The organism is Lutimaribacter pacificus, from assembly GCF_900142185.1.
GTDB classification, from domain to species: domain Bacteria; phylum Pseudomonadota; class Alphaproteobacteria; order Rhodobacterales; family Rhodobacteraceae; genus Lutimaribacter; species Lutimaribacter pacificus.
Genome location: NZ_FQZZ01000007.1, coordinates 105499 through 126568, shown reverse-complemented (window position 1 = coordinate 126568; position 21070 = coordinate 105499). Strand labels below are relative to the sequence as shown.

Below are 21070 nucleotides of genomic sequence, written 5' to 3'. Positions count from 1 at the left end.
TGATCCCCAAGCCGCTTGCGGCGTGCCCCCGGCAGTTTTCTAACAGTTGACAGAATTTACAAGCGCGGCCATCCTTCCGTATGGAACGCTGTGCATATAACTGCACACGAAGGGAGGAGATCATGGAAACCGCGCATCAGACTTCAGCAAGAACAGGCGGCGATCAAATTGTGAAATCGGTGGCGCGCACCTGTCAGACTTTGGTGTATTTCGATGAAGTTCAGCGACCGCTTTCGGTCGTGGAAGTGTCCAAGGAACTGGGGTACCCGCAGTCAAGTACCTCGGCGCTGCTCAAAAGCTTGGTGAAGCTTGGATTTCTGACCCACGATGCCCGAAAGAAGAGTTATTTTCCCACCGAGCGCGTTCCGCTTTTAGGGTCGTGGATGAATCCAGATCTGTTCGGCGAAGGCACCATCCACCGGCTGCTCAAGGCAATTTCGGAACGCACACGGCATGTGGTGGTTCTGGCAACCAAGAATGGGGACGAAGCCGAGTACGTGCAAGTTGTCCGCCCGAAAGATTCGCCGATCCACCACATATCGCTCGGGACACGTCGTCCGCTGGGTAACTCAGGTGTCGGGCGCGTTCTGATGAGTCGTTTCAGTGACGACGAAGTGCGCAGTCTGTTCCGCAGGATCAACGCCTATCGCGCGCCCGACAAACCGGCAGTGGATGTGAAAGCTTTCGTGGCCTCGTTGGCAGAAACCCGTGCCAAGGGCTATTACCTCTCAACCGATCAGGTGGTTCAAGGGAGCGGCTTGATTTCCATGCCGTTTCCTAACCATCTGAACTCGCGGCTTTTCGCTGTCGGGGTTGGCGCTCCAACTGATGTTATCTTGAGATCCGAAAAAGAGATCGTAGGGATCATGCACGAAGAAATCGTTCGAAATCTGAAGAAGATGGGTCAACAGTCCCTGACCGCCTGACCGCCTGGATCAGCCAGCGCCGTAAAAAATGGCCCGGCTTGACGAAGACGGGACTTGGGGGGCGCGGACGAAACGCGCCACTTGCCAATGTCAGGGTCCGTTTTCAGGCGGCGGAAATAGCCTCTTCGCGTCAGGCTCAAGGTTGAGCCTGACCGGCGGGGCGTCGTTAGCACCGGCATCCCCGAAGGCCGGGCGGTGTAGGATGCGCTGCCCAGAGCAGTGCGACCACGGTTTCGGCCCGCCCCAAGAATACCGGCTTGAAGAGAGGCGCCGCGAAAGAGGCCGACCATCATCGTGTTGATCGTAAGCGGCGTCTACGCCCCACCGGAGTTCAGCTCGACGGCTTGAAGTTCCAGGGTAGCAACTCGTCGATCCGGTTCGCGGGATGCCCTGCCGCGATCGCCTCGAGCGTCGCCTTGAGATAGACAAAGGGTACGATTTCGTTGATCTTTGCTGTGGCGATGAGCGAGGCGATGCGGCCCCAGGTCCGACCACCTTCGTCGTGGCCGGCGAAGAGTGCGTTCTTCCGCGTCAGGGCGATCGGCCTGATGAGATTCTCCACGGCATTGGAGTCGATCTCGACGCGTCCGTCCTGCAGGAAGGTCTGTAGCCCGTCCCACTGCCGGTGGATATAGGCGAGTTTCTCTCCGAGGCGGGACTTGGCGGAGATCCGGCGGCGCTGGCTCTGCAACCATTCGCCGAACTGGGCCACCAGCGGCGCGGTGCGTGTCTGTCTCGCCGACAGGCGCTGTCCCGGTCCCATGCCGCGGATCTCGGTTTCGATCCGGTAGAACTCGGCGATCCGGCGCAGCCCCTCGGCGGCGATCTCCGATCCATCACGGTCGAAGACTTCCTTCAGCTTCCGGCGGGCATGTGCCCAGCAGTGCGCAACCGTGATCGGCGCGCCGCCCTTGCGCGAGGGGCGCGTCAGCCGATCGTAGCCGGGATAGCCGTCCAGCTGCAGGATGCCGTCGAAGCCCTGCAGGATCTGCTCCGCGTTCACGCCGGCGCGGCTCGGGCGGTAAGTGAAGACCACGCCGGGCGGGTCATCGCCGCCCCAGCCCCGATCATCTCGGGCCAGCGCCCAGAGGAAGCCAGTCTTCGTCCTGCCTCGCCCGGGCTCCAGAACCGGCGCCGTCGTTTCGTCCATGAAGAGTTTGCCCGAGCCCTTCAGGTGCTCGGCGAGCCGGTCGACCACCGGGGCAAGGTGGAAGGCCGCGGTGCCGACCCAATCGGCGGGCGTGCTGCGCCGAAGGTCGATCCCGGAACGCGCGAGGATCTGGCTCTGGCGATAGAGAGGCAAATGGTCGGCGAACTTGGCGACGAGCACATACGCAATGGCGCCCTCGGTCGGCAGCCCGCCCTCGATCAGGAAGGCAGGGGCTGGCGCCTGGGTGACCCCTTCGGCGTAGGCACGGCAGGCATACTTGGGTCGAACCGTCACGATGACGCGGAGCTGGGCCGGCACGATGTCCAGCCGCTCGCTGCGGTCCTCGCCGATCCGGTGCATCGTGCCGCAGCCGCAGGGACACTCCAGGCTGGCCGGCTCGATCATCTGCTCGATCCGGGGGAGGCTCTCAGGCAGATTGCCCCGATTGCGGCGGGCGACCTTGGATCGCCGCGGACCGGACGAGGCCGTGGCGTCTTCATCCTGCTGGGCCTCTGCCTCGACGACGGCAGTTTCCAGATCTTCGAAGGCCAGCTGCCGCTCGTCCTCACTCAGTTTCTCGGACCTTTTGCCATGCACGACCTGGTTCAGTTCGGCGACGAGGTGCTCGAGGCGCTTGTTGGCTTCCCTGAGTGCATCACGCTCGCGCAGGACGGCCAGAACAGCGTCACGCTGGTCTTCCGGAATGGCCGACAGGTCGAGGGATAGGGCGCTGGACATGGCGGCATCATATCCCGCTCCTGCGTTTGTCAGGCCGGCTTTCCCCGCCCTGAGTCACTCTGCCACAGCGGGGGCGCGCGTCTCCAGAGACCGCACCCGCCGCCAGTCCAGCCCGGCGAACAGCGCCTCGAACTGGGCGCGATTCAGGGTCATCGCACCATCCCGGATCGCGGGCCAGGTGAAGGTGCTCTCCTCCAGCCGTTTGTAGGCCATGACGAGACCGCTGCCGTCCCAGAACAGGATCTTCATCCGGTCTGCGCGCTTCGCCCGAAAGATAAAGACCGTCCCGGTGAACGGATCTTCGGTCAAGGTCGACTGCACCAAGGCTGCCAGTCCATCATGCCCCTTGCGGAAGTCTACCGGCTTCGTCGCCACCAGGATGCGGACCCCTTGAGACGGCATCAGCATGCAGGCGCTTCCAGAGTGCGCACGATCGCGGCGATCTGACCTGCCGACGTGTCAGAAGACAGCTCGATCCGGGTTGTTCCCTTGACGATCCGGATCACCTGCTGGGGCTTCGCGTCGGAAAGCTCGGGCGTCTCAGTCGGATCGCAAATGACCAGAGGCGCGAAGACCGGCTCTCCGAGTTCCGCCGGAGGAAGAACCAGCTGGCCCTGCTTTGCCAGACGCCGCCAAGCCGAGAGCTGGTTTGGGCGGATGTCATATCGCTCGGCAATCGCATTCACGGTCGCTCCCGGCTCCAAAGTCTCTGCCACAGCGCGAGCCTTCACGTCGTCCGGCCAGCGCCGATGACCTGACCCGTAGATCTCGACGCCCAGAGATCTGAGAAACGAATTTGTCGCGCACATTGCGAAACACACTCCCCATCATGAGATGGATATCACCTCGCAGTGCCGGAGCTCATCTACAACGTGGGGCGCAGCCGCCGCTTACTGTTGATCGGCAGGCCACGGAATCCTTTCTTTCGGCCGTGAAAGCGCTGGAGATTCCCACCCACGATTGGCGTTCGATCTTCTCTGTTGCGTCGCCGCGGATTCAGTTCGCGTATTCGCATATATGTGTGATCTCGCGACAGTTGCGCTCCCGGCCACCCATAAACATTGACCGGTTCACCGCACCATGGTGCGCTGATCGACAACGCCACAGGGAGGAAGACTGCCATGACAAGAAACACAAAACTCGATCGGTTTGCCGCAGGGGCGGCGCTGGTGATCGCGGTCGGAACGATGCCGCAAATTGCGGCGGCCGAAGTGACACTCAAGGTTGCAGATACCTTTCCGCCCGGCCACTACATCGTCGAGACCGGCACCACCTACTGGATGGACCGCGTAACCGAGCTGACCGATGGCGAGGTCAAGTTTCAGTATTTCGGTGCCGGTCAGTTGGGTTCGCTGCGCGATATGTTCTCGATGGTGCAGACAGGCGTGGTGGACATCGGCTATGTTCCGCCGGCCTATAACGGGGGCACGATGCCGCTGGCGGGCGTGCACACGCTTCCTGGCCTTTTCTCGCAGAGCGTTGTCGGGACGCCCGCTTTTTTTGAAACGGTGACGTCGGATCCGATCCTGCAAAACGACTTCCTGGCCAACGGGATGCGCCCAGTCTGGGGTGTAATGACCTCGACCTACAACCTGTTCACCCGCGACCAGGATGTTAGCGGCATTGATGACATCAAAGGGCTGAAACTGAAAACCATTGCCGGGAACATGGCGGAGTCGGTCAAGGCCCTAGGGGGCGCGCCGGTTGATATTCCCAGCCCGGAAACCTATCAGGCCATCCGCACCGGCACCGTCGACGGCACGATCTTTCCCACCACCAGCATCTATTCCTACAAGCTGGACGAGGTAATCGATACCGCCGTTCTGGGTCTGGATGTTTTTGTGTATTGGGCGCCCTACGCGATCCGCGAGGAGGTCTGGCAGGATCTGTCGCCAGAGCATCAACAGGCCATTCAACAGGCGTCGCAGGAGGCGATGCAGCGAGTTGCCGAAGAAACCGACCGATCGGCCGCCGAGCTTGAGGACAAGATGCGGGACAGCGGTATCGAGGTCATCGTTCTGGATGAAGCGCAGCGCGAAAAGGTCAAATCGGCCACAGCGCCGGTGTTCGATGCCTGGGTCTCTGGTCTGCAAGAGCGCGGACTGCCTGCGGGCGAAGTGCTGGAGATGTTTCGTGCGAACATCGAAAAGCACCAGACGCAGTAAGGCGCGCAACCGTGTCCCGTCACGATCTTGATCCCCGAGAGGACGCCGTGCCGTCGCCGAGAGTTGGATTGCACGGTCCTCTGGGCCGAGCGATGGACCGGGTGGATACCGGGATGAACTGGCTGTCGCGCGCTGCGATGATGGTCATGCTGGTGCTGATCCTCATACAGGTCTTTACGCGCTATATCCTGAATGACCCGATCGAAGGGGTCATTGGCGCTACAGAGCTATATCTGATGCCCATCATCGTGTTCGGAAGCCTGAGCTATCTGGAAATGTATGATGGCCACGTGCGAGTGGGGATAGTGTTTGATGCTCTGCCCGAAGGGCTGCGGGCCGGTTTCAATGTCGTCTTGCGATTGGCAGCGGCCGCGTTTTTTGCGCTGATCTGTTACGGTGCCTCGCGCGAGGCGCTTAAGGCGTGGGACTTCGGATATCGCACATCCGGCGACATCGACGCGCCTCTCGTCACCACGCTTGTGATTGCGCCGATTGGCTGCGTGCTGATCGTTCTGCGCCTTCTCGTAAATGCGGCGGGTGACGTTCAGCACCTTCGCGGCGCTTCGGATCGGATTGGCTGAGTATGGAATTTCTTGCACCTGTGTCGCTATTGCTGGCGGGGCTTCTCGTCGTCGGGATGCCGATAGGCTTCGCGATGGGCATCGCCGGCACCGTCGGCCTGTATCTGATCGGCGGGCTCAATCTGGCGCTCGGCATCCTGTCGGTGGCCCCGTATCGCAACACCGCCTCTTGGCTGTTGACCGCCATTCCCTTGTTCATCTTGATGGCCGAGATCCTGTCGGCCAGTCGGATTTCGTCGGACATGTTCCGCGCCGCCAACAGGTGGGTGGGCCATTTGCCCGGCGGACTGGCCGTGGCCACGGTCTTTACCAGCGCAGGCTTCGGGGCGGTTTCGGGCTCGTCCACCGCGGCGACGGCCACGATGGCGCGCACCGTCGCGCCCGAGGCTGAGAAATATGGCTATGACCGCGGCATGATCGTAGGCACGGTTGCGGCCGCCGGGACGTTGTCGATCATGATCCCGCCTTCGGTTGTGCTGATGGTTTACGGTATCATCACCGAAACCTCGATCGGCGGGCTGTTCATTGCCGGCATTCTGCCGGGTCTCATTACCGCGCTCAGCTTTGCCGGGATCACGATGGTCTGGGCGACGCTGAACCGCGATCTGGCGCCACCAGTGCAAAGCCATGGGTGGCGTGAGCGCTTCGCGTCACTGCGCGACATCTGGCCGGTGGTTCTGCTGTTCGTCTTTGTCGTGGCCGGGATTTATTCTGGCGCTGTCACCGTGACCGAAGCCGCCGCGGTCGGCTGCTTTGGCGCGATCATGATTGCCGCCGTGTTGCTCAGACGTATGGGCTGGCGCGAATTCATGGGGGCGCTCGAACGTACAACGCGCCCGACTGCAATGATCTTCACCATTATTATCGGGGCGCACATTTTCGGCTATTTTGTCACCCTGACCATGGCACCGCAGGCGCTGGTTTCGTACGTGCAAGGGCTTGAGATCGGGCCGGGCGTGGTGATTTTAATCCTGATCCTGATCTACATCCTGCTGGGCTGCGTGATGGATCAGCTGGCGATCCTGATCCTGACCATGCCGATCGTCTTTCCAATGGTCATGGAGCTTGGCTATTCGCCGATCTGGTTCGGCATCCTGGTGACCAAAACGGTCGAAATCGGGCTGATTACCCCCCCAATCGGAATGAACGTTTTCGTCGCCAGCTCGATCACCGGCGTACCTCTTAAACGGGTCTTTGTCGGGGTGCTGCCTTTCGTGCTGGCCGAGTTCGCGGTCTTGGCCCTGATCGCATTCTTTCCCGAGATCGTAACCGTGTTCTCGGGCGAATACTGACAACCTGAAGGAGCGTAACTTGGAACTGGGACTAAAGGACAAGGTGGCTATCGTCACCGGATCGGGTCGCGGGATCGGCGCAGTGACCGCCCGCGCGCTGGCCGAAGAGGGGGCGAAGGTGGTGATCACCGATATCGACCCCGAAACCACAGAAGCCACCCGCGCCGCTCTTGAGGCCGACGGATACGACGCGATCGGCGTGGTCTGCGATGTCACGAACGAGGCACAGGTCGAAGCCCTCGTCTCGCGCACGATCGAAGCATTTGGCGCCGTCCACATCCTGGTCAACAATGCCGGATTTCCGCGCGACAACTACATCACCAAGATGCCCGAACAGGACTGGGACGCTGTTGTGGGCGTGATCCTGAAGGGTGCCTATACCTGCTCGCGCGCCGTGGTGCCGTACTTCATGGAACAGAAGTGGGGCCGGGTGATCAACATCTCCTCTCGCGCCTATCTCGGCAATCCGGGACAGACCAACTATGCCGCCGCCAAGGCCGGCATCATCGGCTTCACCCGGGCGCTGGGGATGGAACAGGGGCGCTTCAATGTCACCGTAAATGCCATCGCGCCGGGGTTCATCGCCACCGAGATGATCGAGGCGCTTCCAAACTACGACCGGATAAAGTCGCGCGCTCTGGCAATGAATACCGTGCAGCGCCTTGGCAACGAACGCGACATCGCCAACGGCGTGGTGTTCCTCGCCTCGGATGCGGCGGAATACATCTCGGGCGAGACGCTTCACATCACCGGGGGGCGATATGGCTAAACATGTCCCGGCCTCCGCCTGTGTCGAGGATCAAGAGACGCGGATGCTGCGAGACAGCATCCGGGGCTTCATGGCGCGCGAGCTGACCGAAGAGCGCATCTCGCAATGCGAGGCGACGGGCGATCTGCCCTGGGCGATAATGGGCGAGCTACGCCAGTTCGGCTATCTTGGCGGGCTTCTCTCGGAAGAGGCCGGTGGCTACGGCCTCAGCTATCGCACCTGGGCGATGATGATGGAGGAAGCAGGATACCGCTGGCTTTCACTCCGGGTTCTGCTCAACACCGTGAACATCGTGATCGCACTGTTCCACCACCTGGGCGATGCGCGCCAGAAGGAAAAGTGGCTGAAACCCGTCATGGCTGGCCAGATGCCGGTCTGGGTGGGGATCACCGAACCCGACCACGGCTCTGATGTTGCCTCGGTGCAGACCCGCGCCGAGGACAAGGGCGACCACTGGCTGATCAATGGCGGCAAGCTGTGGACGACGAACGGCGTCAACGGCCGGGTCGGAATCCTGGTGGCACGGACATTCACGGAAGGCTGTGATGGCGATCTGAGTCTGTTCATCGTGGACCTCGAGGAGACCGATTTCGAAGCTTCGCGGGTGGGCACGATGTTCATCAAGGCCACCGCGACATCGCAGCTGGCCTTTCAAGACGCAAAGGTGCCAAAGGAAAACCTGTTGGGTCCTGCGGGAAAGGGCCTCAAGGCGATCCTTACGGGGTTGAATTATGGCCGGCTCAACGTGGCGGCGGGCGCGGTGGGCGCGGCGCAGCGGTCGTTGGACCTGTCCACCGATTACGTCAAGACGCGCAAGCAGTTCGGCAACGTGATCGGAAGCTATCAGCTGGTGCAGAAGCTGATCGTCGACATGACCATCCGCACCGAAGCGGCGCGCGCGTTGACTGACCGTGCCGCCCAAGCGCTGGACGCGGGTCTGCCTGGGCGCAAGGAATGCTCGATTGCCAAGCTCTATGCCAGCGAGGCGGCGCATGAGGTGGCCTCGATGGCGCTGCAGGCGCACGGCGGGCTGGGCTATTCGACCGACTACCCCGTCGAACGGTTGTTCCGCGACACGCGCGGCGGGCTGATCCCCGAAGGCACATCGGAAATCCAGACATTGATCATAGGGCGCGAGGTTCTCGGGATCTCGGCCTTCACCTGAGGAGGCGGCCATGCCGATGACCTTTCTCCAGGCCCTGAGGTTGAACGCGCGGCGGTTCCCCACGAAACCCTCGGTGGTGTTCGAGGGGAGGAGCCAGACCTATACGGATTTCCTTGACCGGGTGGAACGGATGATGACGGTGCTGGCGCGGCGCGGCATCGGACCGGGCGACAAGGTGGCGGTGATCTCGGAAAATCATCCCGATTTCCTTGCCGCCTATGTGGCGGTGACGGGGCTAGGCGCAATTCCCGCACCGATCAACTATCGCATCGCGCCCGAAGTCATGGCCGATGTGGTTGCCCGCTCGGACAGCAAAACCCTGCTGCTGGGCGATGCGGCGCTGGATCATGCCGATCTGTTCCGGACCGTGGTGGACGACATCGTCACCATCGGCGACGGGGCCCCGCAAGGACTGCCGCGCCTGTCGGACCTTCTGGCAGACACACCGCCCGATCCGCCGCAAGGGCAGGACGGCACCACGATCATGCTGCACACGTCGGGGACCACCGGCAAGCCCAAGGGCGCGCTGCGCAGTCTCTTCGGCATGGAGGAACGCGCCATCGAGCAGCGTTTCCGCCCCGACGACCGGGCGCTGTCGGCGCTGCCGATCTGCCTGTCGGCCGGCTGCACCTATACGCTGCTGCCGCTTTATCTGGGTGCCAGCGTCTATCTGATGCGCCGCTTCGACGGGGCCGCCGCGCTACGGCTGATCGAAGACGAGCGGCTGACCGCCACCATGCTGCTGCCCGCCATGCTCCAGCGGATGGTCGAGGCCGAGGGGTTCGCGAGCGCCGATCTGTCGTCGCTGGGGACTTTGCAATCTGGCGGCGGCGAGATGTATCTCGACCTCAAGCGTGCCGCGCTCGACAAGTTCGGCGATGCGCTGATGATCTATGCCGCCTCCAGCGAAGCAGGACCCTATGCCAACCTGACCGCTCGGGATCTGCGCCGCAACCTTGCGGGCAACTGCGTCGGCCGCCCCTTCTTCGGGGTGGAACTCAAACTGCTGGACGACGATGGAAACGAGGTGCCGCAGGGCGAGGTCGGCGAGATCTGCACCCGCAGCGAAAGCCGCTACGACGGGTATTACAAGGATGAGGCGCTGACCGCTGAAACCCGGCGCGGCGACTATCTGACCGTGGGCGATCTGGGCCGGATCGACGACGAAGGGCTGCTCTGGTTCACGGGTCGCAAGCGCGACATCATCAAGAGCGGCGGCATCAATGTCTACGCCCCCGAGATCGAGGAGGCGCTGGCCGGCCACCCGGCGATTGCCGAGGCGCATTGCATCGGCCTGCCCGATCCGCACTGGACCGAGGCGATCTGCGCAGTGATCGTGCCCGCGCCGGGCGCGCAGCTGACAGCGGCCGATGTGATCGCCCATGCCGAAACCCGGCTTGACCGATACAAGCGCCCGCGGCGCGTGGTCTTTATGACGGCGGTGCCGCGCAACCTGACCGGCCGCGTTCTCAAGGCTGAACTGAAAGAGGCAGTGCTAGCGCTGCCAGAGGAGGAAACCCAATGACACGGCCCGATCTTTCGGCCCTCAAGGGCCAGCAACTCTACTGGGAGGACCTGAACGAAGGCGACCAGTTCGATAGCCCCACCCGTACCATCACCGAGGCCGACGTGGCTAATTTCGCCTGCCTGTCAGGCGACTTCAACCGGCTGCACGTCGATGCCGAATATGCCGCCGATTCGGCCTTTGGCCAGCGTATCGCGCACGGGCTTCTGGTGGTGTCGGTGATGTCCGGGCTGACCACGCGGATGCTGATGAACACGTTCCTGGAACCCTCGCTTCTGGGGTTGCTCGACATGCAGTGCAGCTTTCCCAACCCCACCTTCATCGGCGACACGATTGGCGTGCGCGTTACCGTAGCCGAGAAGCGCGAGACTTCGAAACCCGAACGCGGCATCCTGTCGTTCCGGCGCGAGGTCATCAACCAGCGTGGCGAAACCGTGGTGGAAGGGGTCTGGAAACTGCTCGTCCGGCGGGCGCCGCAAGGTGGCTGAGCCGGTGGTCGCCCGCGACTTTCCCGATCTTTCGCGGCTCTTGTCGCCACGCAGCGTGGCGATCCTGGGCGCCAGTGAAAGGCCCCGTAGCGTGGGCAGCGACACCTTGCTGAACCTTGCCGAGCATTCCGACTTCGATGGGCAGATCTTTCCGGTCAACCCCGGGCGTGAAAGGGTGCATGGTTTGCGCGCCTATTCTGCAATGTCGGCCTTGCCTGGCCCCGTCGATGTGGCGGTGGTGTGCCTTCCAGCCGATGCGGTGGTGGGCGCCTTGCGCGATTGCGCGGCAGCAGGAACGGGGTTTGCGGTGGTCTTCACCTCTGGCTTTGGCGAAACCGGGGATGAGGGCCGTGCCGTCGAAGCCGAGATGGCTGAAATCGCCCGGCAAAGCGGGATGCGCATCTACGGGCCGAACTCGCCAGGGCTGAGCAACATCAACCGCCGCCTTGGGCTGACCTTTTCACCGGTATTCAAGAACGACACGCTGGGCGGCGGCATTGGGCTTGTCACCCAGGGCGGCGGACTTGGCCGCGCCTTCATCCAGGCAAGCGAACGGGGTATCGGCGTTGGCCTGTGGTGCTCTACCGGCAACGAAGCCGACCTGACCATGGCCGATGTCGTGTACCACATGGTGGGCGATCCCGACATAAAGGTAATCGCCCTTCTCGCCGAAGGCTTCCGCGACGGGCCGCGCTTTCTGGCAGCTGCCCGCGCCGCTGCTCGCGCCGGCAAGCCGGTGGTGGCGATGAAGGTGGGCAAGTCGGACTATGGCGTTGCTGCCACCCGTTCGCACACCGCCGCGCTTGCCGGATCGGCGGCGGTCACCTCGGCACTGTTTCGCCAGCATGGCATCGTCGAGGTGGAGGATCTGGACGAATTGATCGATACGGTGGCGCTGTTCGAGCGCGTCGGCATCGCCCCGCGGCGGGGGATCTGCGTCTATTCCTTCTCGGGTGGCACAGCGGCGCTGGCCGCCGATATGGTGGGCAGCGCCGGGCTGATCCTGTCCGAACTGGCCCCCGGCACCCGCGCGGGGTTGCGTGCGCTGGCCCCGTCTTATGCGGCGGTCGATAACCCGGTGGACCTGACCACCCAGGTCTTCACCCAAGACAAGCTCAACCGCGATTGCCTGTCGCTGGTGGCGCGGGACCCGGCCACCGATGTTGTGCTTCTGCCGATTCCCGCCGACTACGGCCCGATCACCGACCGGTCCGCCGACGACATGGTCGCGCTGGCGCCGGACAGCCCGGCTCTGCTCCTGCCGGTCTGGATGAGCGGGCATCGCGCCGCTGGCTATGCCACGCTGAACGCGGCAGGGCTGGCGCCTTTTCGCAGCCTCGGCAAGGCAGTGACGGCGTTGAAGCGGCTGATCTGGCGCGGCGACTGGAGCCCCTCGGGGACCTCCACGCTTGCTCTACCCGCATTTCCGCCCGGCGAGCTTGACGAGGCTGCCGCCAAGGCGGTGCTGGCCGACCTGGGTCTGACCGTGCCCGAAGGACGGGTCGTGACCAGTGCCAGACAGGCAGGCGAGGCGGCGCGCGGGATCGGCTTTCCGGTGGTGCTCAAGGCGCTGGTGCCCGGTCTTCTGCACAAGACCGAAGCCGGGGCCGTGGCCGTCGGGCTGATGGATGAGCAGGCGCTGGCGGCGGCCTGGGGCGCGATGATGACATCGCTTTCAGCACAGGGGCACAGGCTGGAGCGCGCTCTGGTTGAGCGCATGGAACAGGGGCCGGGCGTCGAGGTGATGGCGGGACTGCACCGCGATCCGGTGTTCGGCCCGGTGGTGAGCTTCGGCCTCGGCGGCGTGATGGTCGAGGCGCTTTCTGACGTCACGCACCGCGCCGCGCCCTTTGGGCGGGACGAGGCGCTGGCGATGATCGACGAGATCCGCGGACGCGCACTGCTGGGTCCGCTGCGCGGCCGCCCCGGCGCCGATCTGGGCGCGCTGGCCGATCTTCTCGTGATCCTGGCCGCCCTGGGTGCGCGCGGCGACATCGCGGAGATGGATCTCAATCCGGTGCGCGCCGGTCCGGCGGGTGCGACGGTGCTTGACGCGGTGATCCTGCGCGCTCCGACCGAGATAGAAGGAAAGGCAAGGCAATGACGGTAAAGACGGACATCGGTTTCACCACCCGCGACCGCATCTATGTGCGCGGGCGCGATCTGGCCGATGAGATCCTGGGCAAGATGGATTTCGTCGACATGATCTATTTCACCGCCACGGGGAAAGAGCCGGATGCCCGCACCCGCGCGATGACCAACGCGATCATCGTCACCGCCACCGATCACGGCCTTACCCCCAGCGCCATCGCCGCGCGGATGACCATTCTCGGCGCGCCGGAATCGCTTCAGGGTGCGGTGGCCGCGGGCTTGCTGGGCGCGGGGAACCATTTTCTCGGCACCATGCAGAACGCCGCGGCCTTTACCCGCGACGAGATCGGCGAGCTGTCCGACAGCGACGACGACGCAGCCTATGCCGCCCGCGCGCAAGAGGCCGTGCGCGCCTTTCGCGCGGCGCGCCGGATCGTGCCAGGCCTCGGTCATCCGATCCATGTCGACGGCGACCCCCGCACGCCGGTCCTGCGCCGGATCGCCGGCGAGAATGGGTTCGACGGGCGGCACTGGCGCTTCATGGCGGCCGTCGAGGCCGCCGCCCGCGAGGAATATGGACGTCTGCTGCCCATCAACGCCGCCGGCGCGGTCGGGGCCACCGTTTCGGACATGGGGCTTGCCCCGATCTGGGCGCGGGCCTTCGCCCTGATTGGCCGATCCGCCGGGCTTCTGGCGCATCTGATGGAAGAGCTCGAAAATCCGCAGGGTCAGAAGATCTGGGACATGATCCTGGAACAGGACGACTCGGCGGAATGCGCCGGGATTGCCGACCCGGACCGCGCAGACAGCACAGGAGAGCAAAAATGACCGGCACTGCACCGCTTTCGGGGCTTCGCGTTCTCGATCTGACCGAGCTTCTGCCTGGGCCCTATGCAACGCAGCAACTGGCCGAGATGGGGGCCGAGGTCATCAAGGTCGAACGTCCTGCGGGCGACGCCGCGCGCGCCATGTTCCCCGGCCTCTTTGCCGCCGTGAACCGCGGCAAGAAAAGCATCGCCCTGAACCTAAAGGATGACACAGACCGCGCGGCTTTCCTGCGGCTGGCCAAACGGGCGGACGTCGTGATCGAGGGTTATCGCCCGGGCGTGACCGCGCGGCTGGGCATCGACTATGAGACGCTTTCGGCGCTCAATCCCGGCCTCGTCTACTGTTCGGTCAGCGGCTATGGTCAGACCGGGCCGGCGCGCGACTGGCCGGGGCATGATCTGAACTACGCGGCGATGGCGGGCGCGGTGGCGATCTCGGGCGCGCCCGACGGACCGCCTGAATACACGACGGGCGTGCCGATCGGGGATCTCTCGGCAGCCATGTATGCCATCATCACCATTCTTGCTGCGTTGCACGGACGCGACGCCACGGGGCGGGGCCAGTATCTGGACGTGGCGATCACCGACGCGCTGGCCAGCTGGGTCGCCCCGCGCTACGGTGTGTGGGACGCCGGACGCCAGGCCGGGCGCGAGATCACAAAGGCCGATATCCTGCGCCGCGCCGCCTATGGTATCTTCGCGACCGCCGACGGTAAATACATCACCATCGGCGCGATCGAGACGCATTTCTTCCGCCGCCTGATCCGTGCCACCGGGATGACGGGCTTCGACGATCCTGCGCTTGACGACTTCGCCGCACGCACCGACCGCACGGATGATATCCGCGCCGCCCTGACCCCGCTGATCGCCGCGCGTCCCTATGCGCATTGGGCGGAGATCTTCGAGGCCGAGGATGTTCCCTTCGCCCCGGTCAACGGGCTGGAGGATCTGGCCCGGGACCCGCAGCTCAAGGCGCGCGGGATGGTGCGCTCAGCCGGCGCGGCCCAGGTGATGGCCTTCCCGGTGCCGATGGCTGGGATGAGTGATCCGGCGGGCCACGTCCCGGCAGTGGGCGAGCATCAGGCCGAAATTCTGGACCAAGCCGAAAAGCTGGAGTGAGGACCGATGCAGTTTGAGCTGGACGACTGGCAGGAAACGGCGCGGCGCAGCTTCCGCAAATACCTTGACGCCGAGGTGGCGCCCCTGGTCGAGGCGCACGAGGATGCCCACCGTCCGCCGCCGCCCGAAGTGTTGCAGAAGATGGGCGAGTTCGGCCTGCTGGGCGGTCTTTTGCCAGAGGCGCAAGGCGGTGCCGGGCTTGATTATCTGACATATTGCGCGCTGCTGTGCGAGCTGTCTCAGGTATGGCCGTCGCTGCGCAGCATCGTCAGCACGTCGAACCTTGTCCTGATGATCGTCGCGCAGCATGGAACGCCGGAGCAACAGGCAAGGTGGCTGGGCGATCTGGTTTCGGGTCGCAAGACAGCCTTTTTTGCGCTGACCGAGCCGAACGTCGGCTCGGACGCCAGCAACGTGGAAACACGGGCCCGGCGCGACGGTGATGGCTGGCGGCTGAACGGACGCAAACTGTATATCTCCAACGGGACCGGGGCCGATCTCGGGGTGGTTTTCGCGCGGTCGGGCGACGGCGAACGCGCGGAGGTATCGGCCTTCGTGGTCGAGGCGGGAACAGCAGGGTTTTCAACCCGAGAGGTCCGCAGCATGGGCATGAATTCATGCCCGCTAGGCGAGCTGCTGTTTGAGGACGTATTGCTGCCCGCAGACCACCTGATCGGCGCCGAGGGCGAGGCGTTCGCCATCGCCAAGCATTATCTGAACGTGGGGCGCTGTTTCGTTTCTTTCACCTGCCTGGGCCTGTCAATTGCCGCCTATGAGGCGGCGCTGCGATATGCGGGCGCGCGAGAACAGTTCGGACGCAAGATCGGCGGGTTTCAACTGGTCCAGCAGATGATCGCAGATATGTTGACTGGCGTGGAAACCTCGCGGTTGCTGGCGTGCCGGGCCGCTGACGCGCTGGATCGCGGGGCACCGGATCGCGGCCGGGCCTGTTCCATGGCCAAGCGTCACAACTCCGATACGGCTCTGCGGGTTTGCGAGACTGCCCTGCAAGTGCACGGCGGGGCCGGATACACCCGTGATTTCCCCGTCGAGCGCTATTATCGCGATGTGCGACATCTCACGATCGCTGAAGGCACCAACCAGCTTCAGGCGCTGCTTCTGGCACAGGGGGCCCTGGGCATCTCGGCGCTACGGGGCTGATCGGTCCGCAGTTTGCGCACGGTCTGTCGCCGCTGCCGGTCTGAATGGCAGGCGGAATGCGGGCACAGGGCGGGTCAGATTCCCAAATACGAACGGCGCACGTGATCGTCGTGGCGCAAGACGTCAGAGGCTGCGGCGAGGGCGATTGTCCCGTTTTCCAGAACATAGGCGCGGCTGGCGAAATCCAGCGCCATGTAGACATCCTGTTCCACCAGAAGAATGCTCAGGCCGGTGCGGCGCCGACCGTCGAGGGCCTCGTACATCTGCTCGACCATCAGAGGCGCGGGGCCGAGCGACGGCTCGTCGAGCATGATCATGCTGGGCCGGGCCATAAGCGCGCCCGATCGCCAGCATCTGCTGCTGACCGCCTGAGAGCCCTCCGGCAAGTTCGCGGGCCTTCTGGCTCAGCATCGGAAAGGGCGTCCTTTCGGTCTTTCGCGTCGAGTGCGGCGCTCGCACCCACGATCAGATTTTGCTCGACCGTGAGTGACCCGAAGACGTGCCGCGCCTCAGGAACATGGACGAGGCCGAGGCGCGGAATCTCGCTGGCGGCAAAACCGCCGATTTCCTTGCCATCGTGGCGGATCGCTCTGGAACGGGCGGCCACAAGGCCCGAAATCGTGCGCAGAAGGGTGGATTTGCCCGCGCCGTTCGGTCCGATCACAGCCACGACCTCGCCCTCGGCCGATCTCGATGCTGACGCCGTGGAGCGCGTCGAGCAGACCGTAACCGGAGACGAGAGACTCGATCGACAGCTTCATCTTGGGCCCCGGTTATAGTTTTCGCATCAGTTCAGAGGATTGGGCTCTTCCACAGCCACCTCTGGCGGCCAGATCGTGACCTTTTTCGTGCCGCCGTTCTTCCATTGCGCGATCAGGTTCTGCGATCCGACGTTCCTGCCGTGTTCGTCGAATTTGATCCGCGAGAACGGCGAGATCAGCTGATCGCCGGGGATGTCGATCTTAAGGATGGCGGCGCGAAGGTTCTCGGTCGTCAGTTTCTGGCCGGACTCAAGCGTCTTCTCCAGCACGGCCTTCAGCGTGTAGACACCGCGGTTGCACATCGACGCATAGCTTGACGGCACGATGCCGTGCCGTTACTCGTAAGCCTTCACAAAACGCTGGGCGCGGTCCATGTCGGGATTTAAGTAGTCCACCGTGCTGAGATTGACGTCCTCGACGAAGCCCCTGTCCACCAGTTGCGGGGTGCGCACATCAACCGGACCGCCACTGATTCCGACAATGTAGGGCTTGAAGTCATGCTGCTGCATTGCCTGGAGCTTGGTCACCACATCTTCGGTGTAGCCGGCCCAGATCACCATGTTGGCACTCGATGTCTGCACCCGCTTGACCGGCGGCAGAAGGTTGCGATCGCTGCGCGAATACGGCGCGCTGGCGGCGATCTCGATGCCCCGCTCCTCCAGCAGAACTTCGATCCGCTCGATGGTTCCGGCGCCGCGCGGGCTGTCTTCATAAAGCAACGCCGGGACGACGTCGCCTTGCGTCATCAGGTGTTCGAAGAATTCCACGACCGTGGCCGCCTCGGTATCGGCTGTGATCTGATCGGAGAAATACCATTTGTAACCGCGCTCGAGGAGCTCGGCCGACACCGCCGGCGAGTTCAGGTGAGGAACCCGCGCCTGCTCGGCGAACTGCGCCGCAGCCGATGTGCCTGCGCTGATCTCGCAGCCAAGGATGACCGGAGCCCGCTCGAGGCGGGTCAACCGCTCCATCACCTGGCGCACCACCCCGGGATTGCCCTGTGTGTCGTAAAGTTGGATCTTCAGCGGCCGACCGGCGACGCCGCCATCGGCGTTGATGTGCTCAAGGGCAACTGCGATCCCCTTTTGCGCATCCTGTCCGGTCACGGCGATCGCTCCCGACATGGCGACGATCGCCGGCATCACGATTTCTTCGGCTTAGGTGTTTGATCCCACGGTTTAATGGTGTGATCCTTTCGCAGGAATGGAAGGAGGCCCTATGGGACAAGTTCGTCACGGAAGCGCCACGACCACGCACGCCGTCAGAACAGCAATACAGCGATCGCAAGCTTCGCTCGCGGCGCTGCGCCCTTGGGTCGCGGGTCGACTGACCGCCAGACTACGGCGCGCATTGCTGACTCGAAGGGTGCGATACCGCAAAGGGAAAAGAAAATGGACAGTCAGCCGCAGCAGCCAGCCGAGGGGGACGGACCGCTTGCGGGTTACAGGGTGCTTGATCTTTCGGTCAACGTGCTTGGACCGGTGGCGATCCAGATCCTCGGCGACATGGGGGCCGACGTCATCAAGATCGAGTCACCCGACGGCAACTACACACGCCAGGTGGGACCGTCGCGCAACCCGAAGATGGGGGCACTGTTCCTCAATACAAACCGCAACAAACGCTCGGTCGTGCTCGACCTGAAGAAACCCGACGCGCGGGCCGCGCTCCTTGATCTGGTGCGTTCCGCGGACGTGCTGGTGCATTCGATACGCCCCGGCGCCGCCGAACGGCTGGGCGTCGACTACGAGGCGATCCGCGCGGTCAATTCCCGCATCATTCATGCCTCGTCTTCTGGCTTCCGGCTGGATGGTGAGCGCCGCGACTGGCTTGCTTTCGACGATGTGATCCAGGGCGCCAGCGGCGTAGCCGGGATGATGGCCCGGGCCACCGATGAGCCGCGCTATTACCCACGGTAATCGCCGACAACTATGCGGTTACATCCAGGCATCGTCCATCGCGATGGCCTTCGTCTGGCGCGAGCGCACCGGCCACGGGCAGCAGGTAAACGTGCCGATGATGGATGCGATGGTCAACTTCAATCTGATCGAGCATCTCTGGGGCGCAACGCTCGACCGGCCCGATCTGGGCATGGGTTACAGCCGGGTATTCTCGCCCCATCATCGGCCTTATCCAACGCAGGACGGGCACATCTGTGTGATGGCGGCGATGGACAACCAGTGGCTGCGTCTCTTCGACGCCATAGGCCGGCCCGAGCTGCGCGACGATCCACGATTTGCCACAGCAGAGTTGCGCACCGATCACATTGACTAGTTATATTGGTTCCTCGCCGAGGCAATCGCGGGGAATACAACCGCCGAGTGGCGCCGCCGGTTCGACGCGGCCGACGTGCCGAATGGACCGGCCAACAGCCTGGAGGATCTGCTGGTTGATCCCTATCTGGTTCAAACCGGGTATTTCGAGCGCCACGAGCACCCGACAGAGGGCGCCGTCGTGACGCTCCGGATACCGGTCCAGTTCTCGGACAGCCCCGGCCGGGTGCGCCGGCTGCCACCGCGGCTGGGCGAGCACACGGAGGAGGTTCTGTCCGAAATCCGCCTTCCGCGCGCCGACGCCTGACGGAACCAGGCCAGGCGGGCAGCCGGTGCCCGGCTGGCCAGGATCGGTTCGCGGCCAACCGGACCCGCCTGTCCCAAGCTTCCGGCTCCGCCCATTTTACTGCGCGGTATAGCCGCCATCGACCACCATTTCGGATCCGGTCATATAGGATGCCTCGTCGGACGCCAGAAACGGCACCGCCCCGGCTACTTCTTCCGGTTGGGCCGGGCGCTGCATGATCGTTGTCCCAAGTATATCCTTCTGACCGTCCGGGTCAGCCAGTCTGAAAGGAACCATCGCCGGAATCAAATGTGCGGAAGATCCTGTACGTTATCCATCCAGGATTTCTTTCGAGATGGTCATTCATGCGTCCTTTCGATGAAGCATGGACCGGATCAGTCATACACAAAAGGTCGGACACTCTCGCTGCCGCCCATCTGCGCCATATCGCCGAAACCCAATTCGCCCGCGCCGTTCGCGCATCAACTCGTCGCCGAGATCGGGACCGGCGAGGCGCATCTACGCCAGATCAATGTGGCCGAACGTATGCACGGCTCGCCCGGACTTCAGCTGCATAACGGACGACCAGGCTGAGTGTCGAAGGGCAGGATTCAGATGCACCCACCGGCTGACTTCTGCGCGTTTTTGGTGGCCTGGCCCGACACAGGAGCCGGGCCGACCACGATCTGGTATCAGTTCCTTTTCAGCGCGGACCGGAAGGCTTCCAGGATCTCGGTTCCGGGCTTGCCTTGGGCATCGAGTTGCTCGGCCCATTCGGACCCAACCGTCGACAGGATCTGGTTCAGCTTTTCGACATCTCCGGCGGGCAGGTCAACGAAGGTCACGCCCGCCTCGGCGATCTGCTGCTTGACTTCAAGGTTCTGGCGGTCGGCAGTTTCGCATCCTTCCCTAGTCAAATCTTCGCCGATCTCGGTGATCGCCTGCTGGACGTCTTCGGGCAGACTGTCCCACTTTTCCTGCCTGATCACGTAGGTCGCGACAAAGGAACCAAAGTTCATCCCCTGCGTACCCCAGTCAAGGAATGTTTCCATTCCGTAAGGGGTGACACTGGGATAGGGGAAGAGCCCGGCGTCGATCGTCCCGCGCGACAGCGCCTCGCGCACTTCGGGCGCCGGCATCTGCACCGGCACGCCGCCGATTTTCTGGACGGTCAGGTCAAGCGCGCCGCCAGTGCTGCGGATCTTCAGGCCGTCCATGCTGTCCAAACCGGTGATCTCACGGCTCGACGTCAGCAGGTTGTAGGGCGGCAGCACCATCGCCATCAGCAGGCGCACGCCGTTCGGCGCGAATTCGGCCTGGTCTAGCGCGCCGCCGGGCTTGGCGATCTCCCAATAGGCCATCGTGCCCTCACACGACGTCGAAAACGCCTCGGGCAACTGCCCGACCGCCGAAAGGGGCATCTTGTCGCTGACATAGGAGGGGCCGACATAGCCGATATCGGTCACGCCGGTCTGGGTCAGCGAGAGCAGGTCCTTGGCCTTGCCGAGTTGCTGAGCCGGGAAGTACGCGAACTCGGTTTTCCCGGTCCGCTCGCTCACCCGTTCCATGAAAGGTTCGATCAGGCTCTGGGCAATGTAATGGCCGGTGGGCAGGCTGTCGGCCGCGCGCAGTTCGATCTCCTGCGCTGCAACCGGCTGCACGGCGAGCGGTAGCAAGGCAACGCTCAGGGCCCAGCCCGCTGTCCGTAAGGGCGATGGGAATTTGGATATTCTGGTCATGATTTCATTCTCCTCCT

Annotated in this window: 22 protein-coding genes and 1 pseudogene; 14 read left to right on the top strand and 9 right to left on the bottom strand. The window is 63.5% G+C overall.

The window, feature by feature from the left end; translation table 11 throughout:
- Positions 1 to 122 precede the first annotated feature (122 nt).
- A complete protein-coding gene (locus F3H87_RS16810; RefSeq protein WP_027264361.1) occupies positions 123 to 926 on the top strand; it encodes an IclR family transcriptional regulator in 804 nt (267 codons plus the stop codon).
- Positions 927 to 1257: 331 nt separating this feature from the next.
- Here the strand turns inward: F3H87_RS16810 and tnpC are convergent, their stop codons facing one another.
- From tnpC to tnpA, 3 genes are read right to left on the bottom strand one after another with little or no spacing between them, the layout of a single operon-like run.
- Entirely contained in the window at positions 1258 to 2814 is a 1557-nt protein-coding gene (gene tnpC, locus F3H87_RS16805; RefSeq protein ID WP_027264362.1) for an IS66 family transposase, read from the bottom strand.
- A 54-nt stretch (positions 2815 to 2868) separates the two neighbouring features.
- Positions 2869 to 3222 carry an IS66 family insertion sequence element accessory protein TnpB gene (gene tnpB / locus F3H87_RS16800; RefSeq protein WP_027264363.1) on the bottom strand — a complete coding sequence of 118 codons (354 nt, stop codon included), beginning with the start codon at positions 3220 to 3222 and terminating at the stop codon, positions 2869 to 2871.
- The gene (tnpA, locus tag F3H87_RS16795) at positions 3216 to 3623 is read right to left on the bottom strand and encodes an IS66-like element accessory protein TnpA (protein WP_027264364.1); all 408 of its coding nucleotides are present in this window, start codon (positions 3621 to 3623) and stop codon (positions 3216 to 3218) included. Before tnpA ends, tnpB begins: the two co-directional genes overlap by 7 nt.
- 312 nt (positions 3624 to 3935) lie before the next feature.
- Between tnpA and F3H87_RS16790 the strand changes: the two genes are divergently transcribed.
- The 11 genes from F3H87_RS16790 to F3H87_RS16740 all read left to right on the top strand — a co-directional run bounded on the left by F3H87_RS16790 (position 3936) and on the right by F3H87_RS16740 (position 15997).
- Positions 3936 to 4979: a TRAP transporter substrate-binding protein gene (locus F3H87_RS16790; RefSeq protein ID WP_027264365.1), complete on the top strand. Its 1044-nt coding sequence runs from the start codon at positions 3936 to 3938 to the stop codon at positions 4977 to 4979.
- 113 nt (positions 4980 to 5092) lie between these two features.
- A complete protein-coding gene (locus tag F3H87_RS16785; RefSeq protein ID WP_157815108.1) occupies positions 5093 to 5560 on the top strand; it encodes a TRAP transporter small permease in 468 nt (155 codons plus the stop codon).
- A gap of 2 nt (positions 5561 to 5562) precedes the next feature.
- A complete protein-coding gene (locus tag F3H87_RS16780; protein WP_027264367.1) occupies positions 5563 to 6852 on the top strand; it encodes a TRAP transporter large permease in 1290 nt (429 codons plus the stop codon).
- 19 nt (positions 6853 to 6871) lie between these two features.
- On the top strand, positions 6872 to 7621 hold the full coding sequence (locus F3H87_RS16775) for an SDR family NAD(P)-dependent oxidoreductase (RefSeq protein WP_027264368.1): 750 nt from the start codon (positions 6872 to 6874) through the stop codon (positions 7619 to 7621).
- Positions 7614 to 8786, top strand: a complete 1173-nt coding sequence (locus tag F3H87_RS16770; protein ID WP_048534161.1) for an acyl-CoA dehydrogenase family protein — start codon at positions 7614 to 7616, stop codon at positions 8784 to 8786. Before F3H87_RS16775 ends, F3H87_RS16770 begins: the two co-directional genes overlap by 8 nt.
- A 10-nt stretch (positions 8787 to 8796) precedes the next feature.
- Positions 8797 to 10311, top strand: coding sequence for a class I adenylate-forming enzyme family protein (locus F3H87_RS16765; protein ID WP_027264370.1), 1515 nt, complete (start codon positions 8797 to 8799; stop codon positions 10309 to 10311).
- Complete coding sequence (locus tag F3H87_RS16760; protein WP_027264371.1) at positions 10308 to 10799, top strand: MaoC family dehydratase; 492 nt, start codon at positions 10308 to 10310, stop codon at positions 10797 to 10799. Before F3H87_RS16765 ends, F3H87_RS16760 begins: the two co-directional genes overlap by 4 nt.
- The gene (locus tag F3H87_RS16755) at positions 10792 to 12903 is read left to right on the top strand and encodes an acetate--CoA ligase family protein (protein ID WP_198952314.1); all 2112 of its coding nucleotides are present in this window, start codon (positions 10792 to 10794) and stop codon (positions 12901 to 12903) included. Before F3H87_RS16760 ends, F3H87_RS16755 begins: the two co-directional genes overlap by 8 nt.
- Entirely contained in the window at positions 12900 to 13718 is an 819-nt protein-coding gene (locus F3H87_RS16750) for a citryl-CoA lyase (RefSeq protein WP_036051583.1), read from the top strand. Before F3H87_RS16755 ends, F3H87_RS16750 begins: the two co-directional genes overlap by 4 nt.
- A complete protein-coding gene (locus F3H87_RS16745) occupies positions 13715 to 14836 on the top strand; it encodes a CaiB/BaiF CoA transferase family protein (protein ID WP_027264373.1) in 1122 nt (373 codons plus the stop codon). Before F3H87_RS16750 ends, F3H87_RS16745 begins: the two co-directional genes overlap by 4 nt.
- A 6-nt stretch (positions 14837 to 14842) precedes the next feature.
- Positions 14843 to 15997 (top strand): acyl-CoA dehydrogenase family protein, encoded by a 1155-nt coding sequence (locus F3H87_RS16740; protein ID WP_027264374.1) that lies wholly within the window; start codon positions 14843 to 14845, stop codon positions 15995 to 15997.
- A gap of 74 nt (positions 15998 to 16071) precedes the next feature.
- On the opposite strand, the gene F3H87_RS22000 is transcribed toward F3H87_RS16740, so the two are convergent.
- The 4 genes from F3H87_RS22000 to F3H87_RS16725 all read right to left on the bottom strand — a co-directional run bounded on the left by F3H87_RS22000 (position 16072) and on the right by F3H87_RS16725 (position 17900).
- Entirely contained in the window at positions 16072 to 16314 is a 243-nt protein-coding gene (locus tag F3H87_RS22000; RefSeq protein ID WP_205964847.1) for an ATP-binding cassette domain-containing protein, read from the bottom strand.
- The gene (locus tag F3H87_RS21995; protein WP_198952313.1) at positions 16311 to 16667 is read right to left on the bottom strand and encodes an ATP-binding cassette domain-containing protein; all 357 of its coding nucleotides are present in this window, start codon (positions 16665 to 16667) and stop codon (positions 16311 to 16313) included. The genes F3H87_RS22000 and F3H87_RS21995 overlap by 4 nt, the downstream gene beginning before the upstream one ends.
- Before the next feature lie 117 nt (positions 16668 to 16784).
- Positions 16785 to 17081, bottom strand: coding sequence for a hypothetical protein (locus tag F3H87_RS16730; RefSeq protein ID WP_133119767.1), 297 nt, complete (start codon positions 17079 to 17081; stop codon positions 16785 to 16787).
- Positions 17082 to 17093: 12 nt separating this feature from the next.
- The gene (locus F3H87_RS16725) at positions 17094 to 17900 is read right to left on the bottom strand and encodes an ABC transporter substrate-binding protein (RefSeq protein WP_071974356.1); all 807 of its coding nucleotides are present in this window, start codon (positions 17898 to 17900) and stop codon (positions 17094 to 17096) included.
- A 249-nt stretch (positions 17901 to 18149) separates the two neighbouring features.
- Here F3H87_RS16725 and F3H87_RS22105 point away from each other — a divergent pair, with 249 nt between their 5' ends.
- Both F3H87_RS22105 and F3H87_RS22100 read left to right on the top strand, forming a co-directional pair.
- Entirely contained in the window at positions 18150 to 18674 is a 525-nt protein-coding gene (locus tag F3H87_RS22105; RefSeq protein WP_250637868.1) for a CoA transferase, read from the top strand.
- Positions 18649 to 19335 (top strand): annotated as a pseudogene (locus tag F3H87_RS22100) (CoA transferase). Before F3H87_RS22105 ends, F3H87_RS22100 begins: the two are co-directional and overlap by 26 nt.
- 96 nt (positions 19336 to 19431) lie before the next feature.
- Here the strand turns inward: F3H87_RS22100 and F3H87_RS16715 are convergent.
- Positions 19432 to 19611, bottom strand: a complete 180-nt coding sequence (locus tag F3H87_RS16715; protein ID WP_027264377.1) for an SDR family oxidoreductase — start codon at positions 19609 to 19611, stop codon at positions 19432 to 19434.
- 395 nt (positions 19612 to 20006) lie between these two features.
- Entirely contained in the window at positions 20007 to 21053 is a 1047-nt protein-coding gene (locus tag F3H87_RS16710; protein WP_036051585.1) for a TRAP transporter substrate-binding protein, read from the bottom strand.
- Positions 21054 to 21070: the final 17 nt, after the last annotated feature.